The organism is Neobacillus mesonae, assembly GCF_023715155.1.
In the GTDB taxonomy this organism is placed as follows: Bacteria; Bacillota; Bacilli; order Bacillales; family Cytobacillaceae; genus Neobacillus; species Neobacillus mesonae_A.
In genome coordinates, this window is record NZ_JAMBNQ010000053.1 from 1 (window position 1) to 24208 (window position 24208).

Consider the following 24208-nt stretch of genomic DNA (forward strand, 5'->3'; position numbering starts at 1 on the left):
TTTCTTTTAGACATTTACAATGAGCTACATCCCCAGCGGGGATAAGCATGGAGGAGCCGTATGCGATGACCCGCACGTACGGATCTGTGAGAGGCGCATGAAATTTTTTCATGCGCCTACTCTATTTACATTTTTTTTACCATTGTTTTATGAGGAATACCGGCATCCAAAAACTCATCAGAGACTACTTCAAAGCCGATCTTTTCATAAAATGGTATAGCATGAGTTTGAGCATTCAGCTTTAATTTATGAATCCCTTGATCTGCTGCATAGGTTTCAATTGAATCCATAATGGCTTTTCCAGCACCATGTTTCCGTGCTTCTTTCAGGACACAAATGCGTTCAACTTTCCCTATGCCATCCAAGACGCGGAATCTACCGGCACCAATGGGTTTTCCTTCATGGTACATGATAAAATGTGCTGCATCGTCTTCAAATTGATCAATTTCTTCTTCAACGGGCACCTGCTGCTCATCCACAAAGACGATTTTTCTTACTAAATATGCATCTTCTAATTCTTGCTGACTTTCGACTACTTTAACAGACACGAATACCTATTCCTTTCCAAGATGAAATGTTTCATAAACGGTCCAAGACCCATTTTCCAGTTGATAAAGAAGGTGGAAGCGGTCAATTGTTTCTTCATGATCCACTTTTGTCATCCGGAGTGCCCCATATACATCTGAATGCTCATCATTGGAGAGCTTTTGACCGATTGTAATATGGGGGACAAATGCATATTCCGACTTTTGCTCATTTAATTCTCTATTAATTTCTTCATGTAACGAAATGAGTTCATCAACTGGCTCCACTTTTAAATAAATCACATTATTGACTGGATGAAAAGAGCTAACCTTAGTGGTTTTTAATGTAAAAGGGTTTGAATGGGCGGCAATTTGCTGTAATTTCTCAGCAAAAATTCCAGCTTCTTCTTCAGGAGCTTCAAATGCATTCAGTAATGTAAGATGCGGTGTGATTAAGGCATAATGCGGGTCATAACGTTTACGATAAGAATTAGCAAAGTCTTGAAGATCTTTGGATGGGAAAATAACAATACCAAATTTCATAGAATTACCTCCAATGGATGTAGATTTTCTATCGAATACCGGATTTCCGGTTTGATAAGCAGCTAAAAGAATAAGCACTTCTATTATATCAAATTTTCTAAATATAATAAATAATCAACTAAAATATCATTTTTAAGGCTCGCCTTAAGTCTGGCTGCCAAAAGGTCCAAGTGTGATTCCCTGCAAATTCTTCGAAAAAATAGGAAAATGGTCTTTCGGATAAATGTTTAGACAGTTCCCGGTTTGGTGTCAGGAAATCACTGATTTTGCCCTCCGTTGTTTTAACCTCAGTTTCTTGTTCCCCAATGATATGATAGATTTCAAGTAATTCCGGTTCGTTAAAATTCTTGACTAAATTGATTATATGTTCATCTACATATGGAGATTGCATCAATACTTTTCCAAAGGTATGCGGGTATTGAAGGGCAGTCATGAAAGAGACAGCGGCACCAAGTGAATCTCCGATTAAAGCTCTGGTTGTGCCCATTTGATAGGTTGGAAACTTTTGATCTAGAAATGGAACTAGTTCATGAGCAAGAAATCGTATGTATTGTTTATTTTGTGACCCTGCAGGATGATATTTTTGACGACGGTCCTGTATATTTTTATAGGGTACCCCAACAATAATGATGTTTTCAATTTCTTTATTATAAAGAAATTCGTCCGCTAAACGTCCAATTCTGCCAAGTTGAAAATAATCACGGCCATCCTGGGCAATTAGGAGGGAATATTTGTAAAGCGGTGAAAAATTGGCGGGAAGATAGATTAAAAGCTGTAAATCTTCATTAAGTTCGTGACTATGAAATAAAAGTTCTTGAATTTTTCCTCTTGGATAATCCATATGAGAAATCCCCCTGTAAGTATTATTAATTACAAAATGAATTTTAACATAAGCAATGGGTAAATGCAGATTTGTGCCTTTCAAGATGGCGGGGGATAAAGTGAGGAATTAGTGAAGGTACTTTCTTTTAGAGTGTTTCTCAGGCATAATGGAAAGAATATTCTCGCGTTTAAAGGTGCGGATTTGTTTTCGAAGAAGACAGTAGGCACGAATATACTCATCATTAATCTCTTTTATAATAAGCGTCCGCTGCGTGATTTCCTGATTCTGACCAACATAAATCATTTCTAAAGGCAAATGCTCCTCAATTGAGCGAATAAAAAGACCGTCCATGGTAATCCCTCCTTAATATACATTATAACCGAACATTAGTTCTTTATGCAATAAAAAACAAGAACAAACGTTCCTGTTAATTTTATGTCAGATTACCAAAATTTATTCATACATTTTGAGCTTTTTAGATTTTATTGTTGACTTTCTCAAGTAATTCACTATAATTAAATTTGTAATTAAATAACTGATCTGTTAGCTCAGTTGGGAGAGCGCAACCTTGACAGGGTTGAGGTCGGGGGTTCGAACCCCTCACAGGTCATCGATTAAATCGACTGAAACCCTTGATATATAAGGGTTTCTTTTGTTTTAATTACTTTTGATTAAGTGGTTTTTTTGTTTGGATTAACTGTGGCATCCTTTTGGCAACATTTAATTATCTACACCAAAAATTGTTTGATCAAGATGATTTGATGCATCATGTTGCATATTAGGTAGTAGATGACCATAGGTAGCCATTGTAGTACTAATTTTACTGTGGACAAGTTTTCTGCAATTAACCTTCATAGGTTCATTTTGAGCAATCATTAATGTTGCATGAGTATGTCGTAAATCTTGAACTCGAACGTATGGCAAGTTTGCCTTTTTTGTTAAGGAATCAATTGTTCTTGTTAGATTACGCGGGTTATATGGCCCCCCATTTTGGGCGTAAAAGTTCTTCTATCAGAATCGTGCAATTTCTTATGTTTTAAAAGCATTTTTTTAGTACTTGGTGAAATAGTAACAGATCGGATACTGCTTTTGGTCTTTGCTCCCTTTTTGATTGTTTTCCCATCATGTTCTACCCTAATATCCCTTTTTAAAATTGAAGTAGGTAAATGCAATCTTAAGAAGAATGATTGTATTAAGAGAATCAAAATTGACATTCAGAAGCGATGAAATAGACTTTAACCGGTACCTAACTGTGTTCTTATGGATAAATAGTTTTTCCCCTGTCTTTTCTACATTGAGATTACATTCAAAATAGCAATTTAATGTATTAAACAATTCAGTTTTATACTTGACGTCATGCTCAATAATCTTTTGCAAGGTTTCTTCATAGATTTGTTTAGCTTCGTCAGTAGTTGATTCTGAAAACATGATTCTTTCAAGATTTAAGTGTTCAAAATTTGAAAAAATAATATGTTTTTCTTGTACTTGATGTTCCTTTGAAATCATCAGTGCTATTTTGGCTTCCCTTTGGGCTTTAGAAAGTTTTAATATTGAATAAGGACGGCTAGTACCACATTTTATTTTTAAAGTTGGAAATCTTGTACCAAAGAAGCTTACCAATTCCTTTGTGGTTGATTCAAAAGTTTCATCTGGTATAAGCATAATTATATTACTATCATAATTTCTTCCAACTAAAATCCTTCTAAAATCAATTTTTTCAATGGATTTAACATGCTGAATTAAATTCGCTTTGAAAATTTCCTCATCATGCTCGATGTAAATTAATAGTAATCGATAATTTTTTTCAACTTTGAAATCAAAATACCTCATTTTGTTTTGAACGTAGTATTCAGTTTCAAATGGTTTATTAATAAGTTCTAAAATAAAATCATTCAAATGTCTTTGTTCAATGGCTTTAATTATATTTTGGTTTTCGACTTCTAAGTTTGCTATAATGGCAGCCTGTTCAACAGCTATTTTAATTTTGGGCGTAAGTTCAGCAGAGTCAGACCAAATAAATATACCACCTTCAAGTTTACTTTTTTCATTAATCCATTTAACTGCAAATAAGGTCTGTTCGTATTCTACTATTTGAATTTGATTGTTTATTCCATAAAAGGCGGTGCTTATCAAATATTCCAAGTTAATATTGTGATTTGGTTGTTTAGGATAGTCGAATCTTATATTCATTTTTTTGAAATAAATGGTTAACGGTATATTAATGATGCTGTACAGTACCTTCGCTAGTTGTTGAATATTCCCCTTTTTCTTAAGATGGTTATGGAACTTCTCATAAATAGTATTCAATTGATAAATCTCATCATCTTTTGCTTCTGAGAGTGCGTGGGTAATTTCCAATAGGAAGTCGGACCAAGCTGGTTTATTATCTAATTTCAAGATAGGGAAGTTATTAATATTTGCATACTGTTGAATTTTCTTTGGCAAGTAAGGAATATGCCTGCCTATTTTAATTCCTAGTCCAAACCCTCCTCTTTCAATCAACCCTTTAATAAACACATAAAAATTTTCTTCCCAATCCTTTGTTCCCGAAACGAAATAACCGGTTGTTAGAACAAAGTCTCCTTCTTTTATCCACTTGTTTCCGTCAGGTGAGTCAATAAAGGTAACATTCTTTATTCTGGTTCTCAAAGGACAGGTGGTAAGTACTTGTGACTCCTTGAGAAAATTTAATTTTATTAGTTCCTTGAATAGCATTCACTTCACTTCCTTGGACAAAAGTACAACTGAATTCTTAATATTTTGTAAACAAGTCTAATTGTAAATGATATATAGTGATTTTAACAGATAAATAAACTTAAAAATTAGACTTATCTGAAATTAGTGGAGAGGAGGTCCTAGTGTGAATACCAAAGGAATGGCTAGTCAGTCTAGAGTAAACACCAAAAGAATGGTCGATCTTTTACGAAGGATGATAAATATTAACACTGTAAATCCTCCAGGTGATGAGCTGGGGTTAGCAGAGTTGATTGCTGAAGCTGTTTCATCCTACGGTTTGGAATGTCAGTTTCATCAGATTGATAAAAACCGCTCAAACATTGTTATAACACTAAAAGGAAGAGATCCAACACGGAAGAAACTTTATTTTAACGGGCATTTAGATACTGTCCCAATCGGTGAACAGCCTTGGACAATGGATCCATTTGGAGCTGAAATAAAGGATGGACGAATGTACGGTAGAGGGACGACAGATATGAAAGGCGGAGTGGCTGCTCTCCTAGAAACGATGATAATTCTAAAGGAAAACCAGTTCCCTTTAGAACAAGACGTTGTCTTCGTCGGAACCGTAGGAGAAGAAGTTGATTGCCTTGGGGCTCAAGAAGCAGTTAAAAGGGGAATAATTGAAAATCCGGGAGCCATCCTGATTGCTGAACCAAGTTGCTTAGATCTATATATTGCCCATAAAGGTGCATTGTGGCTTGAAATGAGGACCTATGGCAAGACAGCCCATGGTTCAATGCCCAAAGAAGGCATTAACGCGATTGATTCAATGATGTGTATTCTGAATGAATTCCAAAAATTAAAATTCGATGAAATTGATGAATTGTTGGGAATGATGACCAAAAGTATCAATACCATCCATGGTGGTGTTGCTACAAATGTGGTTCCGGATTATTGTTCCGTAAAACTAGATTTTCGTACCATCACAGCTTCTCAAAACTCTAAAATCTTAAATGAGATTAATACTATCATAAAAAGACTTTCAGATAAAAAGGTTGGATTTCAAGCGGATTACGCTGTTCTCCAAAACCTTGAGCCGTTAAAAAATAAAAATGAAAGCGCATTTATTAAAGGGCTTCAACTTATGAACCAAGAGATGTATCAAAAGGATATACAAAAACAGAGTGCTAACTACTATACAGACGGCTCTATATTTAGAAAGCACTTTGATGGACCAATTTTTATTTATGGTGCGGGTGACACTACCTTGGCTCACCAGCCAGATGAATCAATTTTAATCAGCGATTTAGAAAAATCCGTAGAGTTTTACCTTCGGGTAGTAGAAACCTATCAGAATTTTAATTGAGTAAAAGAAAGGGAGATGAAAGTTAATGAGTGAATTCAACAATATGGAGTTTATGGCAAAAACAACACTTTATACAGGGTCAGGAAGTCTTAAATTTCTGAAAGGTGCAATTGACAAGTATGGTTTAGAAGGGAATTTCTTAATTGTAACCGATAAAGGGATTCAGGGAGCCGGTATTCTTCAAAAGGTTATTGATAGTCTTCCAGGCATTGAAGAAAAATCAAAGATAGTTAATGATATTAAACCAAATCCTAGTGTTACTGCGATGAATGCTATTTATGAGAGACATAAAGATGATGGGATTCAAAACATTATTGCAGTAGGCGGTGGAAGCGTTGTTGACGCGGCTAAGGCCTTGGCGGTGCTATTTACAAACGGTGGATCCATTGACGATTATTTCGGATTCGATCTTTACGTTAATGATCCACTTCCGATATTTGCTGTGGCTACAACAGTAGGAACAGGCAGTGAAGGAGGACATGCAAGCGTCATTACCGTGGACAATAGTGACTTGAAGACGAAAAAGCTTGTGTTTGGGGAAGGTCTGTTTCCAAAGGCAGCAATTCTTGATGGCGAACTGCTACTAGGCATGCCTGGTTCTCTTGTTGCATCGACTGGTATGGATGCATTGACACATGCCATTGAGGGATATGTCTCTCGGAACGGTTCTATTGTAACGGATGCATTAAACCTCCATGCGGTGAGAGTCATTGGAGAGGCAATTTTGGAAGCATCCTCTAATACAACCAACATTTCTGCGATGAATCGGATGATTCAAGCAAGTACAACAACTGGAATTGGAATGTCAAATGGTGGTCTTGGACTTGTTCATGGAATTTCTCACGCAATCGGAGCACAATATGATGCGCCTCACGGAATTGTAAACGCTATTCTGCTTCCATACGTCCTAGAGTACAACTGGATTGCAAATCCCAAAAAGTTCGCAGATGTCGCACAAGCTCTACGGGTCAACACATGGGGATTGTCGGTCGAAGATGCTGCAAAAGCCGGGGTGAGAAGGGTAAAGGAATTAACAAAAGAAGTAGGGATTCCAGAAACTTTGAGTGAAATTGGTGTAAGGGAAGAAAGCATTGAGATACTAACGGATATTGCATTTAACGATGAGCTATATATGGGAGCAAATCCACGCCGTGCAACTCGGAAAGATATAAAAGAAATCCTGACGAAAGCTATAGGACCTACCAATCAAGAGCTTCATTCTGAGACAGAAAAAGTAACAGTTGGTAGTGCGAATTGATAAAAACTCTTTAAAAGGGGAGATTCTAATGAATACAGTGCAAACGATGCAAACAATAAAACTTTCTGAGGTCGTATCGGACTTTCTAAGCGAGGAGAAAAAGCTGTTTATCAATGGGGAATTTATTTCTTCATCTCATAATAAAACATTCCAAACATTGAACCCTGCAAATAATGAAGTTATAGCAGAAGTTCATGAGGCTTCAGATGAAGATATAGATAGTGCTGTTCAAGCGGCAAAGAATGCTTTTGAAAAAGGTCCATGGTCAACCATGACACCGCTAGAACGTGGCGACCTAATCTATAAACTTGCTACACTAATTGAAGAACATAAACAATACATTGCAGAGATTGATAGTTTAGATAACGGGAAACCGATTTCGGAAGTCCTTGAAAACGATCTGCCAAATGCCATCGGACAATTTAAATATTTTAGTGGATGGGCAAGTAAATTGACTGGGCAACACATCCCAGTAAATGGGAACTTTTTAAATTATACTCGGCATGAACCCGTCGGTGTTGTTGGCCAAATCATCCCTTGGAACTTTCCTTTTATGATGGCTGCTTGGAAGATTGCACCTGCTCTTGCAACGGGTTGTACAGTAGTTCTAAAGCCAGCAGAGCAGACTCCATTATCGGCCCTTTATTTGGCAAAATTAGTTCAAGAAGCTGGATTTCCCAAAGGTGTTATAAACATCGTAAATGGTCACGGCGAAACGACAGGATCAGCTCTTGTGAAGCATCCTTCGGTTGATAAAATCGCGTTCACGGGTTCTACCGAGGTAGGAAAAATTATTATGAAAGAAGCAGCAAACACGATGAAGCGAGTAACTCTTGAACTTGGTGGTAAATCACCTAATATTGTTTTGAAAGATGCCGACATAGACAAGGCTGCGAACGGAGTGTTTGCCGGTATTATGTATAACCAAGGTGAGGTCTGCAGCGCAGGTTCGAGAGCTTATGTACATTCAAGTATTTATGATAAGTTCGTGGATAAATTGGTTGCCCTCACCAAGGATGTTAAACTAGGTACTGGGTTGCAATCTGGTACTACTATGGGATCCCTTGTTTCACAGGAACAGAAGGAACGTGTAATGAATTACATTGAGATTGGAAAATCGGAAGGAGCCAAACTTGTTTGCGGAGGAGAAGCTTCAGAACAAGGATGCTTTGTAGAACCAACAATTTTCGTAGATGTCGAGGACGATATGCGGGTTTCTAGGGAAGAAATCTTTGGACCGGTTCTAGTCGTCTCAAAATTTGATACTGAACAAGAAGTTGTTGAGCGCGCTAATGATTCTTCATATGGGCTAGGAGCAGGAATTTGGACAGAAAATATTACAAATGCTCATAACATTGCGAATAGGTTAAAATCGGGCTCTGTTTGGATTAACTGCTATAATGCCACCGACCCTGCATCTCCTTTCGGAGGATTCAAAAATTCTGGTTTTGGTAGAGAAATGGGGTCATATGCTTTGGAAAATTATACTGAAGTTAAAAGTATATGGGTCAATTTAAATTGAAAAGTAGAAGAAAGGTATCTTTGTAATTAAATTTGTGAAAGCTAGTGAAATCTACCTTTACTAGCTTTTTCTTTATAGAAAATAGGCTCTGTTAAACACAGTTATAGATTGAATCTAGTCCTGTTAATTAACAATGTAAAGAAGTAAAGGGGGAGAGTATATGGCTGTAAAATATATTATGGTTTTTTTATTCTTAGGTGTACTTGTCATGGTTTCTATAAGTACTCTAAAGAAGATGAAAAGTTATCAGGATTATAATTTAGCGGGCAGGAACACTGGGCTTTTTGCATTGACTGGAACTTTAGTAGCAGCTGAATTTAACACGGCTACATTAATAGGTGGTGCCTCAGTCGCTTACCTATTTGGGACAGTCGGCATGTGGTATACCTCTTTAATATTCATTGTTGTATTTCTAGTATACGCTTTGACGGTATCCAAAAAGTATAGGAGATTGAATATCTCAACAATACCTCAATATTTCGATAAACGCTTTAAGAATGAAAAAGGCAGCGAAACCATTCGTTTTCTAAGTGCTCTTATTACGTTGTTCTATACATGGTTAGCACCGGCTTCATACTTGGCTGGTCTTACTGTCATTGGAAGTGTACTATTAGGTGTTGATCCTCTATTTTTCTCTATAGCCCTTGTTGTTGTTTGTTTATTCTTAAGTATTACTGGTGGGCTTATGACTGCTATTGGAATTGATGTGGTTGCTTTCATTCTTATCTTGATAGGCATACCAACGATGTTGTTAATTGGTTATAATGCAGCAGGAGGATTTGGAAGTCTGTCACATGTATTTGAGCCAAGGTTCCTTTCCATGGCTCCCATTTGGGACACGGATGTCAACTTTGCAACTGCTATGACCTGGGGATTACAAATCACCTTTCTCTATATTGCTGCACCTTGGTATGGACAACGGATTTTCTCAGCTAAGAATGAAAATGTTGCATACAAAGCAATGTTGTTTAACACTTTTTTCATTGTCGCTCTTTACGGAATAGTTGTACTTGCAACTATGCTTTCAAAGGTCGTATTTCCGAAACTTGATTATCCAGAGCAAGCTTTACCTCTCTTGATTAACAATTATGCGAATCCGATTATTCAAGGTTTCTTGCTTATAACTCTCTTGATGGTGGGAATTAGTACTATGATTGCTGTCTGGAATTCAGCGGTATCAATTGTTGTAAACGATGTAGTGAATAGGTATTGGGCAAAGGATAAGGATGATAAGTATAAAATAGCTATTTCACGACTCTTCCTTTTCTTGATTGCCATTTCGACATTGGTATTTGGCATAATGTTTATCGGAAATATTCAGCACTCACTTCTTTTCCTATCTACATTTACAGGAATGGTGGCAATCCCAATATTGATGTCTCTTTATTGGAAAAAATACAATAGCCTTGGTGCAATATCATCGATGGTTGCAGGATTAATCTATTGCGCAATAGGCATCCTACTTCATTTCCCCATGCAGTATATTAGTCCAATAGGTGTAATAATATCCGTAATTGCTGGGTTTGTAGTTACACTGGCAACAGTAAATGACTCAAGATACAAATCGAACAATGAAGAATTTTTTGAAATAGTAGGAAGTAAGGAAAAGAGTGTTGAAGAAGGGGTACAGTTGGACATTGTAAAATAATGATTTTCAAGTATAATGACAGACTAAAATAACTGAACATTCAAAATGTAGCTGTTGCCATTCTAAACGTTATCGGCACATTACGAATTTAGAAGCTTATGTATAATATGGTCGATTTTTCTCAGAAATGTAAATTAAACTTTTTAATGAAGAACAAGCATTGGTTTACTTGTTGAGTTCATTTAAGGTCCTACTAACAAAAGAAGATATAAACTTGCTATGCATAGTAGACAAAGTTCAGAAAAACCTTCTTAATTCTAATATCTTAACTTCGTAAACAACGTATTCAGCCTAGCAATGCATATATTAGGTACCTACCAAAAGGGGGAGTATCTGGTACCGTGGGGATCTTAGAGTCAAGACGAAGTCATCATTGCAAAGACGCATTTCAAGATTTGGAATGCGTCTTTACATTTCACAATAATCCCCTAGTATTCCATGTAAATCTCTATAGAAATCGTGAATCTTTTTTCTCTGTTCATTTTATCAGTAATGAACCCGCCAAATATAAAAGGTTGCGTATGCCTGCCAATTTTCCCATCCTGCCGCATAGGTGAGAAGTTCTTCTTTTGTTGGTTTTCTGTCCAAACCGGTAAGCTTTTTGACTGCGTTATGGAGCCCGGCATCATCAATCGGGAAGGCAGAAGTGAAACGTAAACACCTCATTAATACATAATTTGCAGTCCATGGACCAATCCCGCGAATCTTTGTTAAACTTTTTTCAGCTTCTTTTAGCGACTCTATTGTTACTAACTTTTCCTTTGATAATTCACCGCTTGCCATGAGCTGCGCAATGCCAATAATAAACTCACTTTTCCTTCTAGTCATTTTAATATCTGTAAGGTCTTCAAGTGTTAACTGGGCGATTTTTTCATAGGAGGGGAAAATCCAATAGTTCCTTCCATTCCAAATGATTGAGTCACCGAATTTCTCCACGAATTTCCTTTTTAATGTATAGGCAAATGAAAGGTTGATTTGCTGCCCTAAGACTCCCCAGCAAAGGGCTTCAAATAAATCGGGAACACCTATAACCCGTAATCCATAAAAATCCTGAACAGGTTTCTTAAGAAGCAGATCTTTTTTTGCCAGTTCGTAAAAAGGGGTCAAATCTCTATTAAGATCAAACCACTCCTGGATATAGCAGGAAATTTCAGCCCGGTCATTTTGATTAACATGCGTTGAGTTATTAACGAAATGGACAACCATTTGATTATCATTATTTACATATATTTGTACTAGAGCTTGCAAATCTCCAACGCCAATGACTCTCGTAATGATCTCATTTTCCACCTCAAACATGCATTCATTTTTGTTTCGCTCTAAATAGCCGAGGTTTGGTTTCATATTAAAATCATGAGGTAAATCTATGAGTATGTCTTCATTAGCTTCCCGTCGATTTTTTCCTCTTTCCATTTTAATTCCTCCATAAATGTTAACTATTTGTTTGGTTGCCAAGACGTCTGTTTATTATCATTTTAATGCTAGAGTTATAATGATGAAAAGGGGAAGAAAAAAAGGATGTGAAAAAGAGGATGAAAGAACATGCCGCGGAACTAATCTACTGGACACGAATTATCCATAATAAATGGAAGATGTATATGGCAGCTACCTCAAAAGGGCTTGTGTATGTCGGCCCGCACGAAACACCATTTGAAGAATTGGCATTGTGGGCTGGTAAACATTTCCCTGGAAGCCCCCTTGTTGAAGACAATGAAATATTAAAGCCTTATGCAAATGAAGTGATGGATTACCTTGATGGAACAAGGACGGTCTTTACAATTCCACTTGAATATCATGGGACCCCTTTCCAGCAAAAGGTCTGGCAGGCACTTTGTGATATACCATATGGCGAGACAAAATCCTATTCAGACATTGCGAATTCAATCAATAAACCATCAGCTGTCCGTGCCGTTGGAACTGCTATTGGAGCCAATCCTATTTTAATTACGGTGCCATGTCATCGTGTATTAGGGAAAAACGGATCTCTCACAGGCTATCGCGGCGGTTTGGAAATGAAGACAAGGCTTTTAGCATTGGAAAAGCGAGATTTATAAACTTGATTTAGGTCAAGTTTATTTTATTTTTTGAGGTATATCATATGAGTATTGAATATAGGAGGTAATTAGGATGGAACAACGTATAAAATATTATGATGCAGCACCAGAACCATTAAAAATTATGACGGATATGGAGAAATATCTTCATTCTGCTTCAATAGATAGAAAACTTTGTGAGCTTATTAAAATTCGCGCTTCACAAATAAACGGCTGTGCCTTCTGTTTGAACATGCATACAGCAGATGCTAGAAAATTAGGTGAAACTGAACAGCGTATATGTTGTGTAAGTGCATGGGATGACTGTGATTTTTATACAGAAGCTGAAAAAGCTGCATTAGAATTAACAGAATACGTAACACAAATATCTACGAAACGGGTGCCGGATACATTATATAGCCATGTCCGTGAATATTTTAATGAAAAAGAATATGTGGACTTAATCTTCATGATTATTCAAATTAACAGCTGGAACCGGCTATCCATTTCAATGGGGAATTTCGCCACAACGGAAAAATAATGAATCTTAGTGTTTAAAGGCTGCCCGATTTTTACAAATCGGGCTTGTTTAATTTAGCAAGTCTTAAAGGATACTATTCCTAACAGTTAAAGTATGGCTGTCAGCATCATAAAATCGTTAAAAAGGAGATACTTTATGGTTACATGCTCAACCAAATCAGCTGTTGGTTTGTCTCACAGTAAAATCATTTTAACAGGAGAGCATGCAGTTGTTTATGGGATACCGGCTATTGCCATTCCATTTCCGCTTGAAGTTAAAGCAGAGATTAGAGAAAGAGCGGAAGAAATTGTTCTTGATTGTGCCCATTTTAAAGGTCCGCTTCATAAAGTGCCAAAGAAACTAATGGGAATCGCAGCCTGTATCAACGAAACACTGCTTTTTTTACAGAAACCATTAAAAGGACTTAAGATTCGAATTCATTCCTCCATTCCAATCGGAAGGGGATTAGGCTCGAGTGCGGCTATAGCTATTGCAGTGGTTAGGGGGCTTTTTGCTTTTTTTGGGAAAGAGGCAGGCCGGGAAGAGCTGCTTGCACTTGTTCAAAAAGCGGAAATATATGCCCATGGAAATCCAAGCGGTATTGATATGGAGGCAGCCTCAAGTAATGTTCCTATATGGTTTCAAAAAGGAAAAGAGGTAATCCCCTTAAAGGCTGGTGCACCTCTCCATATAGTGGCAGCTGATACAGGACGTGTTGGAGACACTCATAAGGCTGTAAAAAATGTAAAAGAAAAATATGTTATGGACTCAAAAAAAACGAAGGATTCACTTAAACGGATTGAAGAAATCACTTTTAAAACGAGAACGGCTCTGGAAATAGGGAACATTCGGCAGCTGGGAGAGCTGCTAAATATGAATCACAAAGAACTGATGACACTTGGGGTTAGTGATGATGGTCTCAACCTGCTGGTAAAGGCTGCAAATGATGCAGGAGCACTTGGGGCTAAACTGACAGGAGGAGGACAAGGGGGGTGTATTATTGCCCTTGCAAATAGTATGCAGCAGGGTAAGGAGATAGCTGATTGCTTGCTTAATGCAGGAGCTGCAAAAACCTGGCATTTTACAGCTGAATATTGAAAAGGGACCACACATGAGCATCATTGTGTGGCTTTTTGCCTTTTCCCTCCATGCTTGACTTATATCAATGTTTCAATAACCTTTTTGCTTTACATTAAGGAAGTCATTTCGATAATAATAATCAGTATCATTTGTAACTTTAAGTTGATTGGAGCTGAATATATTATGCCTTCTGCTAAAGATGAAACATTCAAAAAATATATTGAAGTGTGGGAGGATTTGGTAAGTATAAAGGATTTAGTAATGGCACTATTAATTTGCAGTATCACTACCCTTGGAGGATATTTTATTGCCCCTGATGAGCCTCCAAGACCATTATTTTTTGGTTTATTTGGAGCATTTTTAGGTTTCGTGATTTGCAGTATTATCATTAAGCCAAAAAGAAATTTGAGTGAGACTGATGCGGAGGAATAAATATGGATGGTGTTCTCATTATACAAATGGTTTTGGCTGCAGTCATTGCTGCACTTATGTATACAATTATTGGTATTGCCCCTGGGACAGATGAGACTGCAACGATCGCACCGGTCACTTTGGTCCTTGTCTTATCAGGTTTAAACCCAAACATCATCCTCACTTTTTTCATGTCAGCGATTGTTGCCAGCAAATTAACTGATTCCATACCGGTTGCACTGGCAGGGATTCCAGGCGGAGTAATGGCGACACCACAGGTTGAGCATGCGCTTGTCTTGAAAAGGTTTGGGTTATCAGATGTTAGTATACAAAAAATGGCGTCTGGTTCTGTTATTGGTACACTTATTTCTGTTCCAGTTAGTTTACTTTTTGCACATGCCTTAATTCCATTTGCGGATGCTATTAAAGATTATGGGAGCCCTATATTCTTTGCCGGTACGATTATTTTGGCATTGATATCTAAAAATCGCTGGCTTGCCCTTGTGTCTATCATTCCATTTTCATTATTAATCGAAGGGCTGCGCCACCTGTATTGGAATATTGGAGTAGTGCCGAAGGGGGCCAATGTGTTTATATCGTTCTTTTTGGGGATTACCATTGGGCCTGTCATTTTGACATTGTTTGAACTTTTAAATAAGGAAAAAAGAGACCGCCTTGAAAGATATGAAAGAAAAACAATTGTTTTTAAAAAAACAAATAATATGAAAACGAAAGCCAATCCTTTTACGATTTTAACCAAAAAGGAAGCTGGGTTAAGTGCGCTTTCTTCCGTAATAGGGTCTGCAGCCTTTATTTTGAGTCCAGTTGGTCTGACTACTTTCCTTGGTGAAGTTTTTTCAAGCAGGATAAAGGATCCGGTCAAGAAAGCTTCCCTTGCGATTGCCTGCATGGAGGCATTAGCAAATGCAACTTATATTTCGGGGGTATTGATTCCTTTAATAGCTTTGGGAATTCCGTTATCTCCCATGGCCATAGGTCCTGCCAATCCATTGTTTAACGCGCCTCCAGTCTATACAGCCAATCATAATATGCATCATTTGTTAACAAACTTTGACTTTATTTCTGCGGCCATAATAGGTTCAGCAGCGGCTTTAATTATAACCTTTTATATTACGATAAAATATTCTCGGCAGATTTGCGTCTTTGTATTTAAACGAGTTCCGCATGAAGCAATGTTAGGATTATTTTTTGGTTTAGTTTTATTACTTGCATACATGGATGCGGGATGGATGAATATCGGCGGGGTATTCCTAATCGGGATTGTTGCTGGAACCCTCTATCGCCTAGGAGTTAACTATGGGGTTCAGTTTATGATACTGTATTCCGCTCCATGGATTATTTCTAAATTGGCAGGCCAATAAATCTGAATATGGAAAGGAAGGGAAATAATTCATGCTGGATCAGAGGTCATCAAACATTATCACAGTAAAAGCACATACTAATATAGCCTTAATAAAGTATTGGGGAAAGCGGAATGAATCATTGTTTTTACCCATGAACAGCAGTTTGTCGCTTACTCTGGATCAGTTTTATACTATGACAACAGTTCAATTTTGCAAAGGGTTAAACGAAGATGTGTTTATTTTTAATAAAGCTATAGCCGGTGAGGCTGAAACAAAAAAAGTCTCAAAATTTTTAAATCGGATTCGAAAAATGGCTGGGTCAGAGCTTCATGCCATTGTAAAATCTATAAATAAGGTACCTACAGCTGCCGGGTTTGCCTCCTCAGCATCTGGCTACGCGGCATTAGCAGCGGCAGCAGCAAAAGCTATTGGGTTAGATGTAAATCAAACCGTTCTGTCGCAAATTGCCAGGCAGGGTTCCGGTTCTGCCAGCCGTTCAATATTTGGTGGTTTTGTAGAATGGAAAAAAGGATTAAAGGACGATGGATCAGATTGTTACTCATTGCAAATTGCAGGGGAACAGTACTGGGATATTCGAATTCTTTCTGTCCTGTTAACCACTGAGGAAAAGCTAGTCTCCAGTCGTGAAGGAATGAAGAGAACGGTTGAAACTTCTCCATTTTATCAGGAATGGGTTTTAGAGGCTGAAAAAGATTTACAGGAGGCTAAAACGGCTATCAAGGAACGGAATTTTGAGAGACTTGGTCGAGTGGCAGAGGCAAATGCCTTAAAGATGCATGCAACGACACTTGGAGCAAATCCACCATTTTTATATTGGCAGCCCGGTACCTTGGCAGTGGTAAATCAGGTTCAAAGATTGAGAAATACAGGAATTCCTGCCTATTTTACAATTGATGCGGGACCGAATGTTAAAGTCCTTTGCCTCCCGGAAAATGAACAGGTTATTAAAGAAAAGCTTTTAAGTGTTCCTGGTGTGCGTGACATATTGGTTTGCCATCCAGGGCCAGGTGTAACCTATACATCAGATTCTATTTAAAAAACTTACATGGTTAAATGTATAAAAGGGATGAATAATGATGACCTATTCCAGCTTCATTGTAAAAGCACCGGGGAAATTGATGATTGCCGGGGAATATGCAGTATTGGAACCGAAACAGAAGGCAGTTGTAACAGCCATTAATCGATATATCACGGCTGAAATAGAACCATGTTCACATAACAGGCTTTCACTTCCCCATTATGAATTGGACAATATTACATGGGAAAATACAGAGTCTAGCGTACAGTTTAATGTCCATGATTCCCGGTTAAAATTTATCCAAAATTCCATTTCAGTCGTAACTCGTTTTTTACAAGAAAACAAGACCCCAATAAAGCCATTCCATCTAACGGTTAAAAGCGAATTAGATGATCCTGCATTAGGTATAAAATACGGTTTAGGTTCTAGTGCAGCCATAGTGGCAGCTGTGATTTCAGCCATTTTAATTTTCCACAGAAAAAAAAATGAGCCCATAATCCTTGAACAACTTTTTAAACTTTCGGTTATTGCTCATATTATGACCCAAAAAAATGGATCTGGAGCTGATATTGCCGCTGCTGTATTTGGCGGCTGGCTGGCTTACTCGGCTTTTAACCAAGAATGGTTATTAAATAGATTGAAACAAAAGGAAAATCTAAACGAACTTATTATTAGGCCATGGCCTGATTTATCTATCACCCCTATCAAGAAACCTGAAAATATAACTTTTTGTGCAGGGTGGACAAAGGAGCCGGCTTCGACAGCTCCAATGGTGAAAAAAATTCAGGAATTTAGCAATGAAAATCCACAGGACTTTATGCGGTTTTTGGACGAAAGCAAGAAAGCTGTGGAGCAATTGATTAAAAGTTTTGCAGGAAACGATGTAGAAATGGCAATTGCAAGTCTTGCAAAGAATCAACATGCATTAACAGTATTGGGTGAAAAATCTGGTGCTGATATAGAGACAACAAAATTAAAAGATCTTTGTTCAATAGCCGAAAGATTTGGGGGTGGAAAATCTTCAGGGGCAGGCGGAGGAGACTGCGGTATAGCTTTTTTAAGAAATGGCAGGGAGATAGAAAAACTGTATCAGGAATGGAAGGAGAAGGGGATTGAACCACTGGAATTAACGATTTCTCAAACCGGTGTAGAAGTGGCAGAATATACTTGCGCGCCTTCCATTGAAGAATATTTAAAACGGAAGACTTTTTAAATACTATAAAAAATATCATTTGGATTCATAAAAATTCCCATTTTGCAGATACTGAAATAATATAACGAGGTACTAAAAATTAAATGAACGGGGCACTCAAGGGGGAGTGCCTTATTTCATTTTAGTGTGCGTATCAATTCGTTAATTCAGATAAAGCATAAAAGAGGTGAAGCCGAATGAAAAGAGTATTTAAAGCAGATTTGTTAATTCTTTATTTTTTTGTTTCCCTTTTATGGATGGAGTTAATATTCAGAGCTGCCCTTCAGAAAGGTTCCCTATCTTTTGGTGTTATCATCTCCTGTGTTTTTTTACTGTCCATTGCTTTCTTATTTTCACTGATTGGCGGGTTTTTTAAAGGGTTTGTCAGTCGTTTCATATCTATTGCTCTTTTATTTGCAACAGCATTACTTTATTCCTCTCAATATATTTATTATAAATTTTTTAAAACTTTCTACACCTTCTATTCGATACATAATGGGGGCCAAATCGTTGAATTTTGGAAAGATATTGCGGCTTTTGCTGGGAAACATGCAGGCTGGCTGCTATTATTTTTCACTCCTGTATTTGTTTTAGCTCTCTTAGGGGAAAAATTTCTTCTTTTAAAAAAGAGCAATAGCCATCATAGACTTTTGCTTGCAGGATGGGCCGCTTTTTTTCATTTAGCAGGAATTGCTGCTGTTTATGCTGGGAATCATGGTCAAAATTCAGCTTTTGATCTGTATTTTAAAAATAACGACCCTTTGCTTGCCGTTCAGCGGCTGGGCTTAATCACCACCATGCGTCTTGATTTACAAAGAAATCTTACTGACTGGTCACCTCAGATGAACCTGTCAGGAACGCAGGGATCTAAATATATTCCAAAACCCAAGTCACCAGAAAAACAACTTGAAGATCATTCCAATGAACATGAAGCAGCAGGAAAAATGATTGAATACAATACGATGGATTTTGATTTTGCAAGTCTTGCCGCTAAAGAAAAAAATCAGACATTAAAAGGTATTCACCAATATTTTGAACAAGTGGAACCAACCGCTAAAAACAAATATACAGGAAAATATAAGGGCTATAATTTAATCCTTATAACGGCAGAAGGTTTTTCGCCATATGGTGTTCAAAAGAATGTAACGCCGACATTATATAAAATGGTGAACAGCGGTTTCAAGTTCACTCATTTTTATAACCCAATATGGGGGGTCAGTACTTCTGACGGTGAATATGCAGCGTGTACGGGACTAATACCTAAAAGCGGTGTTTGGAGCTTTAAAAAGTCTGGGAAAAATTTTCTTCCCTTTGTAATGGGAAATCAGCTGCAAAAGCTGAATTATAAAACCATGGCCTTTCATAATCATTCGTACACCTATTATGGAAGAAATATTTCTCATCCAAACATGGGTTATGTTTATAAAGCAGTTGGTAATGGATTGAAAATAAAAAAGACTTGGCCGGAATCAGATTTAGAAATGATGGAAAAGACGATTCCAGAATATATTAACAACCAGCCATTTCATACGTATTACATGACTGTCAGCGGCCATATGCAATATTCATTTACCGGAAATTTTATTGCCCATAAAAACAAAAAAAATGTACAAAACCTGCCATACTCTGACCAGGCTAAGGCATATATTGCCACACAAGTGGAGCTGGACCGTGCCCTGGAATATCTGCTGAAACAGCTTGAAGAAGCGGGAATCGCCGATAAAACCTTAATAGCTTTAAGTCCTGATCATTATCCATATGGACTGGACTTGAAAACAATTGATGAACTTGCAGGGCACCATGTAGAAAAAAACTTTGAACTATATAAGAGCACGTTTATTCTCTATACAAAAGGAATGAAACCAAAGACCATTACGAAACCTGTTTCCAGTTTGGATATAATTCCGACCTTATCAAATCTGCTCGGACTTGAATTTGATTCCCGTCTGCTTATGGGGCAGGATATTTTTTCAGATGCCAGTCCGCTCGTTATATTCTCGAATAAAAGCTTTATCACGGATAAAGGAAGATATGATTCAGTTTCCAATAAATTTATCGCAAATAGTGGAAAGTCTGTGAGCAAAGAATATGTTCAAAAAATGAAAGCCATTGTAGAAAGAAAGTTTTATTTTTCTTCAAAAATCCTGGATACAGATTATTATCGAAAGATTTTTGTAGGGAGATTTTAACCATTTAGCTTGAAGGCTCCATGTAAAGGGGCCTTCAAGCTTTTTTTAATTCATTTAATCTTAATAATTGTTATATTCTTGTAAAAAATGAAACTATCAGCCCATTATATCGTATAATAAATTGTAATCATTAACAAAAATGGAAATTGGGGTGTAAAAATGGAAATTCAAACAGAGATGAATACACAGAAGGAAAATCCCTCATTAATTGGTATGTTTTCAAGTCCGGGGAAGCAGTTTATTAAAATTAAGGAAAATCCGAAATTTTGGCTTCCGCTATTGATCGTAAGTGTTCTTTATGTCGTTGGAATGGCATTAATGGCCGTATCAATGGATGTCCAATCATTGGTTGATCAAGGGGTGCCCAAAGATCAGGCTGAATTGATCCTAGGTTTTACGAAAGTAACTGTTGTGATAGTTGGGATAGTTACTCCCATTATTGGAATCCTGATCAGCAGTGCTATTCAATTGCTATTGGCCAAGTTTGGAAGCTCTACCGTTTCATTTAAGCAATTGTTATCCATGAATACGTTTATTATGATTATTGGTGCAGTCGGGCTTGTGTTAAATATGGCCATCAGGTCTGCAATTGGCGGAAATCCAGATATATATATTACCAGTTTAGCAGGGGTATTGAATCAGGACACAGCGGGTGTATTAGGATCGATTGAAGTATTTGGCATTTGGTCCACCATCTTAACGGCATTAGGCCTTCAAAAAACAGCTCAGCTTTCCAAAGGATGGGCATGGACAATTGCCATTATTTTCTTTGTTGTCAGCATCGGTTTTGCTTTAGCGGGATCAGCCTTCCAAGGAGCACCACAATTATAATGAAAAAGAAACTTTGGATTGGAATTGCAGTTGTCAGCATCATCGTGTTAATGATTTCGATTAGTGTCTATCAGCAGGTTCTTGCCAAAGGACCCACAGTAAAAACAACTGATTTAAAGCAAGAGGAAATTTCTTCCCTGCTTATGATTCCGGGAAATATAAAGCTAGAATCAGAACAAATTATATATCCCTCTCCTGAAAAAGGAGAAATAAAGGAGCTTCTTGTAAAAGAAGGACAGCAAGTAAAGAAAGGTACAGTATTGGCGAAGCTCGAAAATGCTCAGCTTGAACTTGAATCAGAGCAAAATAAAATTGCAATTCAATCTGCTTATTTGAAAATTGACCGTATTAAAGAACAAATGGATGTATTGGAGGACAAAGAGAAAACATTAAGAAAACAAGTAGGAAAAAAAGAGGCCAAAAAACAAATAAAACCTGAGTCCGACCAATTGGAGATGGATAGGAAGCTGGCAGAGCTTGATTTAAAGCAGGCACTGCTGCAAAAGGATTTGCTTAAGAAACGACAGGATGACTTAGAAATAACAAGTACAATGGATGGTGTGGTATTAACGGCTAAAAAAAATATCCCATCTTCCGGCCAAGGTACTTCCATCGAGCCTCTCATACATATTGGAAAATTAAAAGAGATGACAGCATCCGGACTTTTGTCCGAATATGACACGCTTAAGGTGCAAAAAGGACAAAAAGTGGTATTGCGTTCTGACGCGGTGCCAGGACAGCAATGGGATGGGGAGATTACGAATATTGCCTATCTGCCGCAGCAGGAGCAACCGGGAATTAATGGCGGCAGCCAGGCAGTTCAATATCCTGTTACAGTTAAAATCTTAGGCGATATTAAAGGGCTGAAGCCGGGATTTCAAGTCATTATGGAGATCGAAACAGAGCAAAAGAAAGCAGCGGTGCTTCCAGTTAATGCTGTTTATGATGATGGCGAGGAGCCGTATGTTTTCCTTTTAAAAGATAGAAAAGCCCAAAAAACAATGGTAAAAACCGGTATTACGTCAGGAAGTAAAATTGAAATTTTAAAGGGGATTACTGAAAAAGACAAGGTGATCTTAGAAGGTGCTGAAAAAATGAAGGACGGGATGGAAGTGAGTACGCAATGATTCAACTTGAGTCCATTACCAAATCCTTTGCACTTGGGAAAGAAAGAATTCATGTGTTAAATGAGATCAGCTTGACAATCGAAGAAAGTGAATTTGTGGCAATTATGGGACCGTCGGGTTCAGGAAAATCTACCTTAATGAATATCATCGGCTGTTTAGATAAACCCAGTTCAGGACATTATTATCTAGGCGGCGAAAATGTGTCAAATTATAATGAAAATGAACTGGCAAGGGTCAGAAACCAATCCATTGGCTTTGTTTTTCAACAATTTCATTTGCTTCCAAGACTGACTGCTTTAAAAAATGTTGAGCTTCCAATGATCTATGCAGGTCTTTCTAAAACCGAAAGGCAGGGAAGAGCAAAAGATGCATTAACGAAAATGGGGTTGGAAGATAGAATCGGTCATCTTCCCAACGCTTTATCCGGGGGACAAAAACAGCGTGTTGCCATTGCCAGAGCAATTGTTAATAAGCCAAAGCTTATTTTAGCAGATGAGCCGACAGGAGCACTTGATACAAAAACAAGCAGGGCAATAATGGAGCAATTCAGAGAACTGAACAATGAGGGGGTAACGATTGTTATTGTTACCCATGAACCTGAAGTAGCAGAGTATGCAAATAGAACGATCATGGTAAGGGATGGCAGGCTGCAGTCTGTTTCAGCAGAAGAATGGAGGCCGTCCATATGAGTTTTTTTGAAAATCTAAACATGGCATTCAGTTCCTTAAAAGCCCATAAAATGCGGAGCATTCTAACAATGCTTGGGATTGTGATTGGCGTAGGTGCTGTCATTATTGTTGTTGCAATTGGCCAGGGAGGGGAGTCTATGTTAAAGACGCAGATTACCGGACCTGGTAATACAATCGAAATGTTTTATCAGCCATCAGATGAGGAAATTCGCGCAAATCCCAATATTTTTCTTGAAGCACCTTTTAAACAGGAAGATATTCGTGCGCTCGAGAAGATTCCTGAAGTAAAAAAGGTTGTTGCCTCAAGTACAAAAATGTCTACTGCCAGGGCAGAAAACAATTCTAAAGATGTCTCTTCAACAGGAATTAATCAGGCCTTCTTACAATTAAATGAACTAAAAGTGGTGAACGGAAGAAACTTCTCCAGCGCTGACTTTCTTGGGGGGAGAAGGACAGGTATAATCAGCAGTAAATTACAGGAGGAACTTTTTTCAGGTCAGAACCCGGTAGGAAAAATAATCATGGTAGCCAATCAGCCTATTGAAATAATCGGTGTATTAGAGAAACCGAGCGGATTGCTTTCATTTGGTTCAATGGAAGTATATCTTCCATTTCAAACATGGAAAATTATTTACGGAAGCAGTGATTATACTCAGGTAACGCTGCAGGCGGAATCACCGGAGCAGCTTCAAACGGCTGGTAAAAAGGCTGCAAAACTGTTAAATCAAATGCATAATACAGAAAAATCTTATCAGGTCATTAATATGGAGGAAATTGCCCAGGGAATTGGGCAAGTGACAAAGATTATGACTTTGATAATAGGAAGCATTGCCGGTATTTCACTTTTTGTCGGCGGAATCGGGGTTATGAATATTATGCTTGTTTCCGTAACAGAACGAACAAGGGAGATAGGAATCCGCATGGCTCTTGGAGCAACAAGAGGACAGGTTTTAACCCAGTTTCTTATCGAATCCATGACCCTTACTCTAATTGGAGGTATCTTAGGCATCATACTTGGCTGGGGGATATCGGGAATAGTCAGTTTCTTCGCGGGCTGGCCGTCATTGATTTCATGGCAGGTCGTTCTTGGAGGTGTCTTATTTTCCATGATAATCGGCATTGTCTTTGGAATCCTCCCTGCCAATAAAGCATCCAAACTAGATCCGATTGAATCATTAAGATATGAATAGGAATGGATATATCATTAAGAAAAAAGACCAAATAACAGCCGAAGTTATTTTGGTCCTTTGTGCGCTTGGCAGCGCTTCGCTCTAGAGGGTGCAAGTCCCTAACATGCCGTTGTGGCGGAAATGTATAGCTGACAGGTAGTGCGAGTATCGTGAGATTTCGTGCGGAGGACTTGAAGGCAA

The 24208-nt window shown here is 37.8% G+C and carries 22 protein-coding genes, 1 tRNA gene and 1 pseudogene; 17 read left to right on the forward strand and 7 right to left on the reverse strand.

Annotated elements, in window-relative coordinates; translation table 11 throughout:
* Window positions 1–125 precede the first annotated feature (125 nt).
* The 4 genes from M3183_RS24505 to M3183_RS24520 form a co-directional block, all read right to left on the reverse strand.
* On the reverse strand, window positions 126–548 hold the full coding sequence (locus tag M3183_RS24505) for a GNAT family N-acetyltransferase (protein WP_251474090.1): 423 nt from the start codon (window positions 546–548) through the stop codon (window positions 126–128).
* A 6-nt stretch (window positions 549–554) separates the two neighbouring features.
* The gene (locus tag M3183_RS24510; RefSeq protein ID WP_251474094.1) at window positions 555–1067 is read right to left on the reverse strand and encodes a YjcG family protein; all 513 of its coding nucleotides are present in this window, start codon (window positions 1065–1067) and stop codon (window positions 555–557) included.
* Between the two features lie 118 nt (window positions 1068–1185).
* Complete coding sequence (locus M3183_RS24515; protein ID WP_251474097.1) at window positions 1186–1908, reverse strand: alpha/beta hydrolase; 723 nt, start codon at window positions 1906–1908, stop codon at window positions 1186–1188.
* 108 nt (window positions 1909–2016) lie between these two features.
* Complete coding sequence (locus M3183_RS24520) at window positions 2017–2241, reverse strand: hypothetical protein (RefSeq protein ID WP_251474100.1); 225 nt, start codon at window positions 2239–2241, stop codon at window positions 2017–2019.
* 186 nt (window positions 2242–2427) lie between these two features.
* Between M3183_RS24520 and M3183_RS24525 the strand changes: the two genes are divergently transcribed.
* A tRNA-Val gene (locus M3183_RS24525) sits at window positions 2428–2500 on the forward strand.
* A 110-nt stretch (window positions 2501–2610) separates the two neighbouring features.
* Here the strand turns inward: M3183_RS24525 and M3183_RS27515 are convergent.
* Window positions 2611–2880 (reverse strand): annotated as a pseudogene (locus M3183_RS27515) (site-specific integrase); the annotation flags it as partial.
* Between the two features lie 144 nt (window positions 2881–3024).
* Complete coding sequence (locus M3183_RS24530; protein WP_251474103.1) at window positions 3025–4605, reverse strand: PucR family transcriptional regulator; 1581 nt, start codon at window positions 4603–4605, stop codon at window positions 3025–3027.
* Between the two features lie 145 nt (window positions 4606–4750).
* Here M3183_RS24530 and M3183_RS24535 point away from each other — a divergent pair, with 145 nt between their 5' ends.
* The 4 genes from M3183_RS24535 to M3183_RS24550 all read left to right on the forward strand — a co-directional run bounded on the left by M3183_RS24535 (window position 4751) and on the right by M3183_RS24550 (window position 10363).
* Window positions 4751–5935, forward strand: a complete 1185-nt coding sequence (locus tag M3183_RS24535) for a M20 family metallopeptidase (RefSeq protein ID WP_251474106.1) — start codon at window positions 4751–4753, stop codon at window positions 5933–5935.
* Window positions 5936–5960: 25 nt separating this feature from the next.
* A complete protein-coding gene (locus tag M3183_RS24540) occupies window positions 5961–7193 on the forward strand; it encodes an iron-containing alcohol dehydrogenase (protein WP_251474109.1) in 1233 nt (410 codons plus the stop codon).
* 28 nt (window positions 7194–7221) lie between these two features.
* Window positions 7222–8715 carry an aldehyde dehydrogenase family protein gene (locus M3183_RS24545; RefSeq protein WP_285881057.1) on the forward strand — a complete coding sequence of 498 codons (1494 nt, stop codon included), beginning with the start codon at window positions 7222–7224 and terminating at the stop codon, window positions 8713–8715.
* A 160-nt stretch (window positions 8716–8875) separates the two neighbouring features.
* Window positions 8876–10363 (forward strand): sodium:solute symporter family protein, encoded by a 1488-nt coding sequence (locus tag M3183_RS24550; RefSeq protein ID WP_251474112.1) that lies wholly within the window; start codon window positions 8876–8878, stop codon window positions 10361–10363.
* A 486-nt stretch (window positions 10364–10849) separates the two neighbouring features.
* Here M3183_RS24550 and M3183_RS24555 read toward each other — a convergent pair whose 3' ends face one another.
* The gene (locus M3183_RS24555) at window positions 10850–11776 is read right to left on the reverse strand and encodes a DNA-3-methyladenine glycosylase family protein (protein WP_251474114.1); all 927 of its coding nucleotides are present in this window, start codon (window positions 11774–11776) and stop codon (window positions 10850–10852) included.
* 119 nt (window positions 11777–11895) lie between these two features.
* Here M3183_RS24555 and M3183_RS24560 point away from each other — a divergent pair, with 119 nt between their 5' ends.
* The 12 genes from M3183_RS24560 (at window position 11896) to M3183_RS24615 (ending at window position 24028) form a co-directional block, all read left to right on the forward strand.
* Complete coding sequence (locus M3183_RS24560) at window positions 11896–12417, forward strand: methylated-DNA--[protein]-cysteine S-methyltransferase (RefSeq protein WP_251474117.1); 522 nt, start codon at window positions 11896–11898, stop codon at window positions 12415–12417.
* A 73-nt stretch (window positions 12418–12490) separates the two neighbouring features.
* On the forward strand, window positions 12491–12937 hold the full coding sequence (locus M3183_RS24565; protein WP_251474120.1) for a carboxymuconolactone decarboxylase family protein: 447 nt from the start codon (window positions 12491–12493) through the stop codon (window positions 12935–12937).
* A gap of 135 nt (window positions 12938–13072) precedes the next feature.
* The gene (mvk, locus tag M3183_RS24570) at window positions 13073–14014 is read left to right on the forward strand and encodes a mevalonate kinase (protein WP_251474122.1); all 942 of its coding nucleotides are present in this window, start codon (window positions 13073–13075) and stop codon (window positions 14012–14014) included.
* 165 nt (window positions 14015–14179) lie between these two features.
* Complete coding sequence (locus M3183_RS24575; RefSeq protein WP_251474124.1) at window positions 14180–14428, forward strand: hypothetical protein; 249 nt, start codon at window positions 14180–14182, stop codon at window positions 14426–14428.
* A gap of 2 nt (window positions 14429–14430) precedes the next feature.
* Window positions 14431–15789: a tripartite tricarboxylate transporter permease gene (locus tag M3183_RS24580; protein ID WP_251474126.1), complete on the forward strand. Its 1359-nt coding sequence runs from the start codon at window positions 14431–14433 to the stop codon at window positions 15787–15789.
* Between the two features lie 31 nt (window positions 15790–15820).
* Window positions 15821–16828, forward strand: coding sequence for a diphosphomevalonate decarboxylase (gene mvaD / locus M3183_RS24585; protein WP_251474128.1), 1008 nt, complete (start codon window positions 15821–15823; stop codon window positions 16826–16828).
* 40 nt (window positions 16829–16868) lie between these two features.
* Window positions 16869–18023 carry a phosphomevalonate kinase gene (locus M3183_RS24590; RefSeq protein ID WP_251474130.1) on the forward strand — a complete coding sequence of 385 codons (1155 nt, stop codon included), beginning with the start codon at window positions 16869–16871 and terminating at the stop codon, window positions 18021–18023.
* 176 nt (window positions 18024–18199) lie between these two features.
* The gene (locus M3183_RS24595; protein ID WP_251474132.1) at window positions 18200–20191 is read left to right on the forward strand and encodes an LTA synthase family protein; all 1992 of its coding nucleotides are present in this window, start codon (window positions 18200–18202) and stop codon (window positions 20189–20191) included.
* Window positions 20192–20350: 159 nt separating this feature from the next.
* Window positions 20351–21022 (forward strand): YknW family membrane protein, encoded by a 672-nt coding sequence (gene yknW / locus M3183_RS24600; RefSeq protein ID WP_251474135.1) that lies wholly within the window; start codon window positions 20351–20353, stop codon window positions 21020–21022.
* Window positions 21022–22149, forward strand: a complete 1128-nt coding sequence (locus M3183_RS24605) for an efflux RND transporter periplasmic adaptor subunit (RefSeq protein ID WP_251474138.1) — start codon at window positions 21022–21024, stop codon at window positions 22147–22149. Before yknW ends, M3183_RS24605 begins: the two co-directional genes overlap by 1 nt.
* Window positions 22146–22838, forward strand: coding sequence for an ABC transporter ATP-binding protein (locus M3183_RS24610; protein ID WP_251474140.1), 693 nt, complete (start codon window positions 22146–22148; stop codon window positions 22836–22838). Before M3183_RS24605 ends, M3183_RS24610 begins: the two co-directional genes overlap by 4 nt.
* Window positions 22835–24028: an ABC transporter permease gene (locus M3183_RS24615; RefSeq protein WP_251474143.1), complete on the forward strand. Its 1194-nt coding sequence runs from the start codon at window positions 22835–22837 to the stop codon at window positions 24026–24028. Before M3183_RS24610 ends, M3183_RS24615 begins: the two co-directional genes overlap by 4 nt.
* Window positions 24029–24208: the final 180 nt, after the last annotated feature.

What these genes read in the sequence shown, in the direction of transcription:
- M3183_RS24510 (WP_251474094.1), bottom strand. Translation starts at nt 1,067, where the DNA reads ATGAAATTTGGTATTGTTATTTTCCCATCCAAAGATCTTCAAGACTTT.
- M3183_RS24515 (WP_251474097.1), bottom strand. Translation starts at nt 1,908, where the DNA reads ATGGATTATCCAAGAGGAAAAATTCAAGAACTTTTATTTCATAGTCAC.
- M3183_RS24520 (WP_251474100.1), bottom strand. Translation starts at nt 2,241, where the DNA reads ATGGACGGTCTTTTTATTCGCTCAATTGAGGAGCATTTGCCTTTAGAA.
- M3183_RS24530 (WP_251474103.1), bottom strand. Translation starts at nt 4,605, where the DNA reads ATGCTATTCAAGGAACTAATAAAATTAAATTTTCTCAAGGAGTCACAA.
- M3183_RS24540 (WP_251474109.1), top strand. Translation starts at nt 5,961, where the DNA reads ATGAGTGAATTCAACAATATGGAGTTTATGGCAAAAACAACACTTTAT.
- M3183_RS24545 (WP_285881057.1), top strand. Translation starts at nt 7,222, where the DNA reads ATGAATACAGTGCAAACGATGCAAACAATAAAACTTTCTGAGGTCGTA.
- M3183_RS24550 (WP_251474112.1), top strand. Translation starts at nt 8,876, where the DNA reads ATGGCTGTAAAATATATTATGGTTTTTTTATTCTTAGGTGTACTTGTC.
- M3183_RS24555 (WP_251474114.1), bottom strand. Translation starts at nt 11,776, where the DNA reads ATGGAAAGAGGAAAAAATCGACGGGAAGCTAATGAAGACATACTCATA.
- M3183_RS24560 (WP_251474117.1), top strand. Translation starts at nt 11,896, where the DNA reads ATGAAAGAACATGCCGCGGAACTAATCTACTGGACACGAATTATCCAT.
- M3183_RS24565 (WP_251474120.1), top strand. Translation starts at nt 12,491, where the DNA reads ATGGAACAACGTATAAAATATTATGATGCAGCACCAGAACCATTAAAA.
- mvk (WP_251474122.1), top strand. Translation starts at nt 13,073, where the DNA reads ATGGTTACATGCTCAACCAAATCAGCTGTTGGTTTGTCTCACAGTAAA.
- M3183_RS24575 (WP_251474124.1), top strand. Translation starts at nt 14,180, where the DNA reads ATGCCTTCTGCTAAAGATGAAACATTCAAAAAATATATTGAAGTGTGG.
- M3183_RS24580 (WP_251474126.1), top strand. Translation starts at nt 14,431, where the DNA reads ATGGATGGTGTTCTCATTATACAAATGGTTTTGGCTGCAGTCATTGCT.
- mvaD (WP_251474128.1), top strand. Translation starts at nt 15,821, where the DNA reads ATGCTGGATCAGAGGTCATCAAACATTATCACAGTAAAAGCACATACT.
- M3183_RS24590 (WP_251474130.1), top strand. Translation starts at nt 16,869, where the DNA reads ATGACCTATTCCAGCTTCATTGTAAAAGCACCGGGGAAATTGATGATT.
- M3183_RS24595 (WP_251474132.1), top strand. Translation starts at nt 18,200, where the DNA reads ATGAAAAGAGTATTTAAAGCAGATTTGTTAATTCTTTATTTTTTTGTT.
- yknW (WP_251474135.1), top strand. Translation starts at nt 20,351, where the DNA reads ATGGAAATTCAAACAGAGATGAATACACAGAAGGAAAATCCCTCATTA.
- M3183_RS24605 (WP_251474138.1), top strand. Translation starts at nt 21,022, where the DNA reads ATGAAAAAGAAACTTTGGATTGGAATTGCAGTTGTCAGCATCATCGTG.
- M3183_RS24610 (WP_251474140.1), top strand. Translation starts at nt 22,146, where the DNA reads ATGATTCAACTTGAGTCCATTACCAAATCCTTTGCACTTGGGAAAGAA.
- M3183_RS24615 (WP_251474143.1), top strand. Translation starts at nt 22,835, where the DNA reads ATGAGTTTTTTTGAAAATCTAAACATGGCATTCAGTTCCTTAAAAGCC.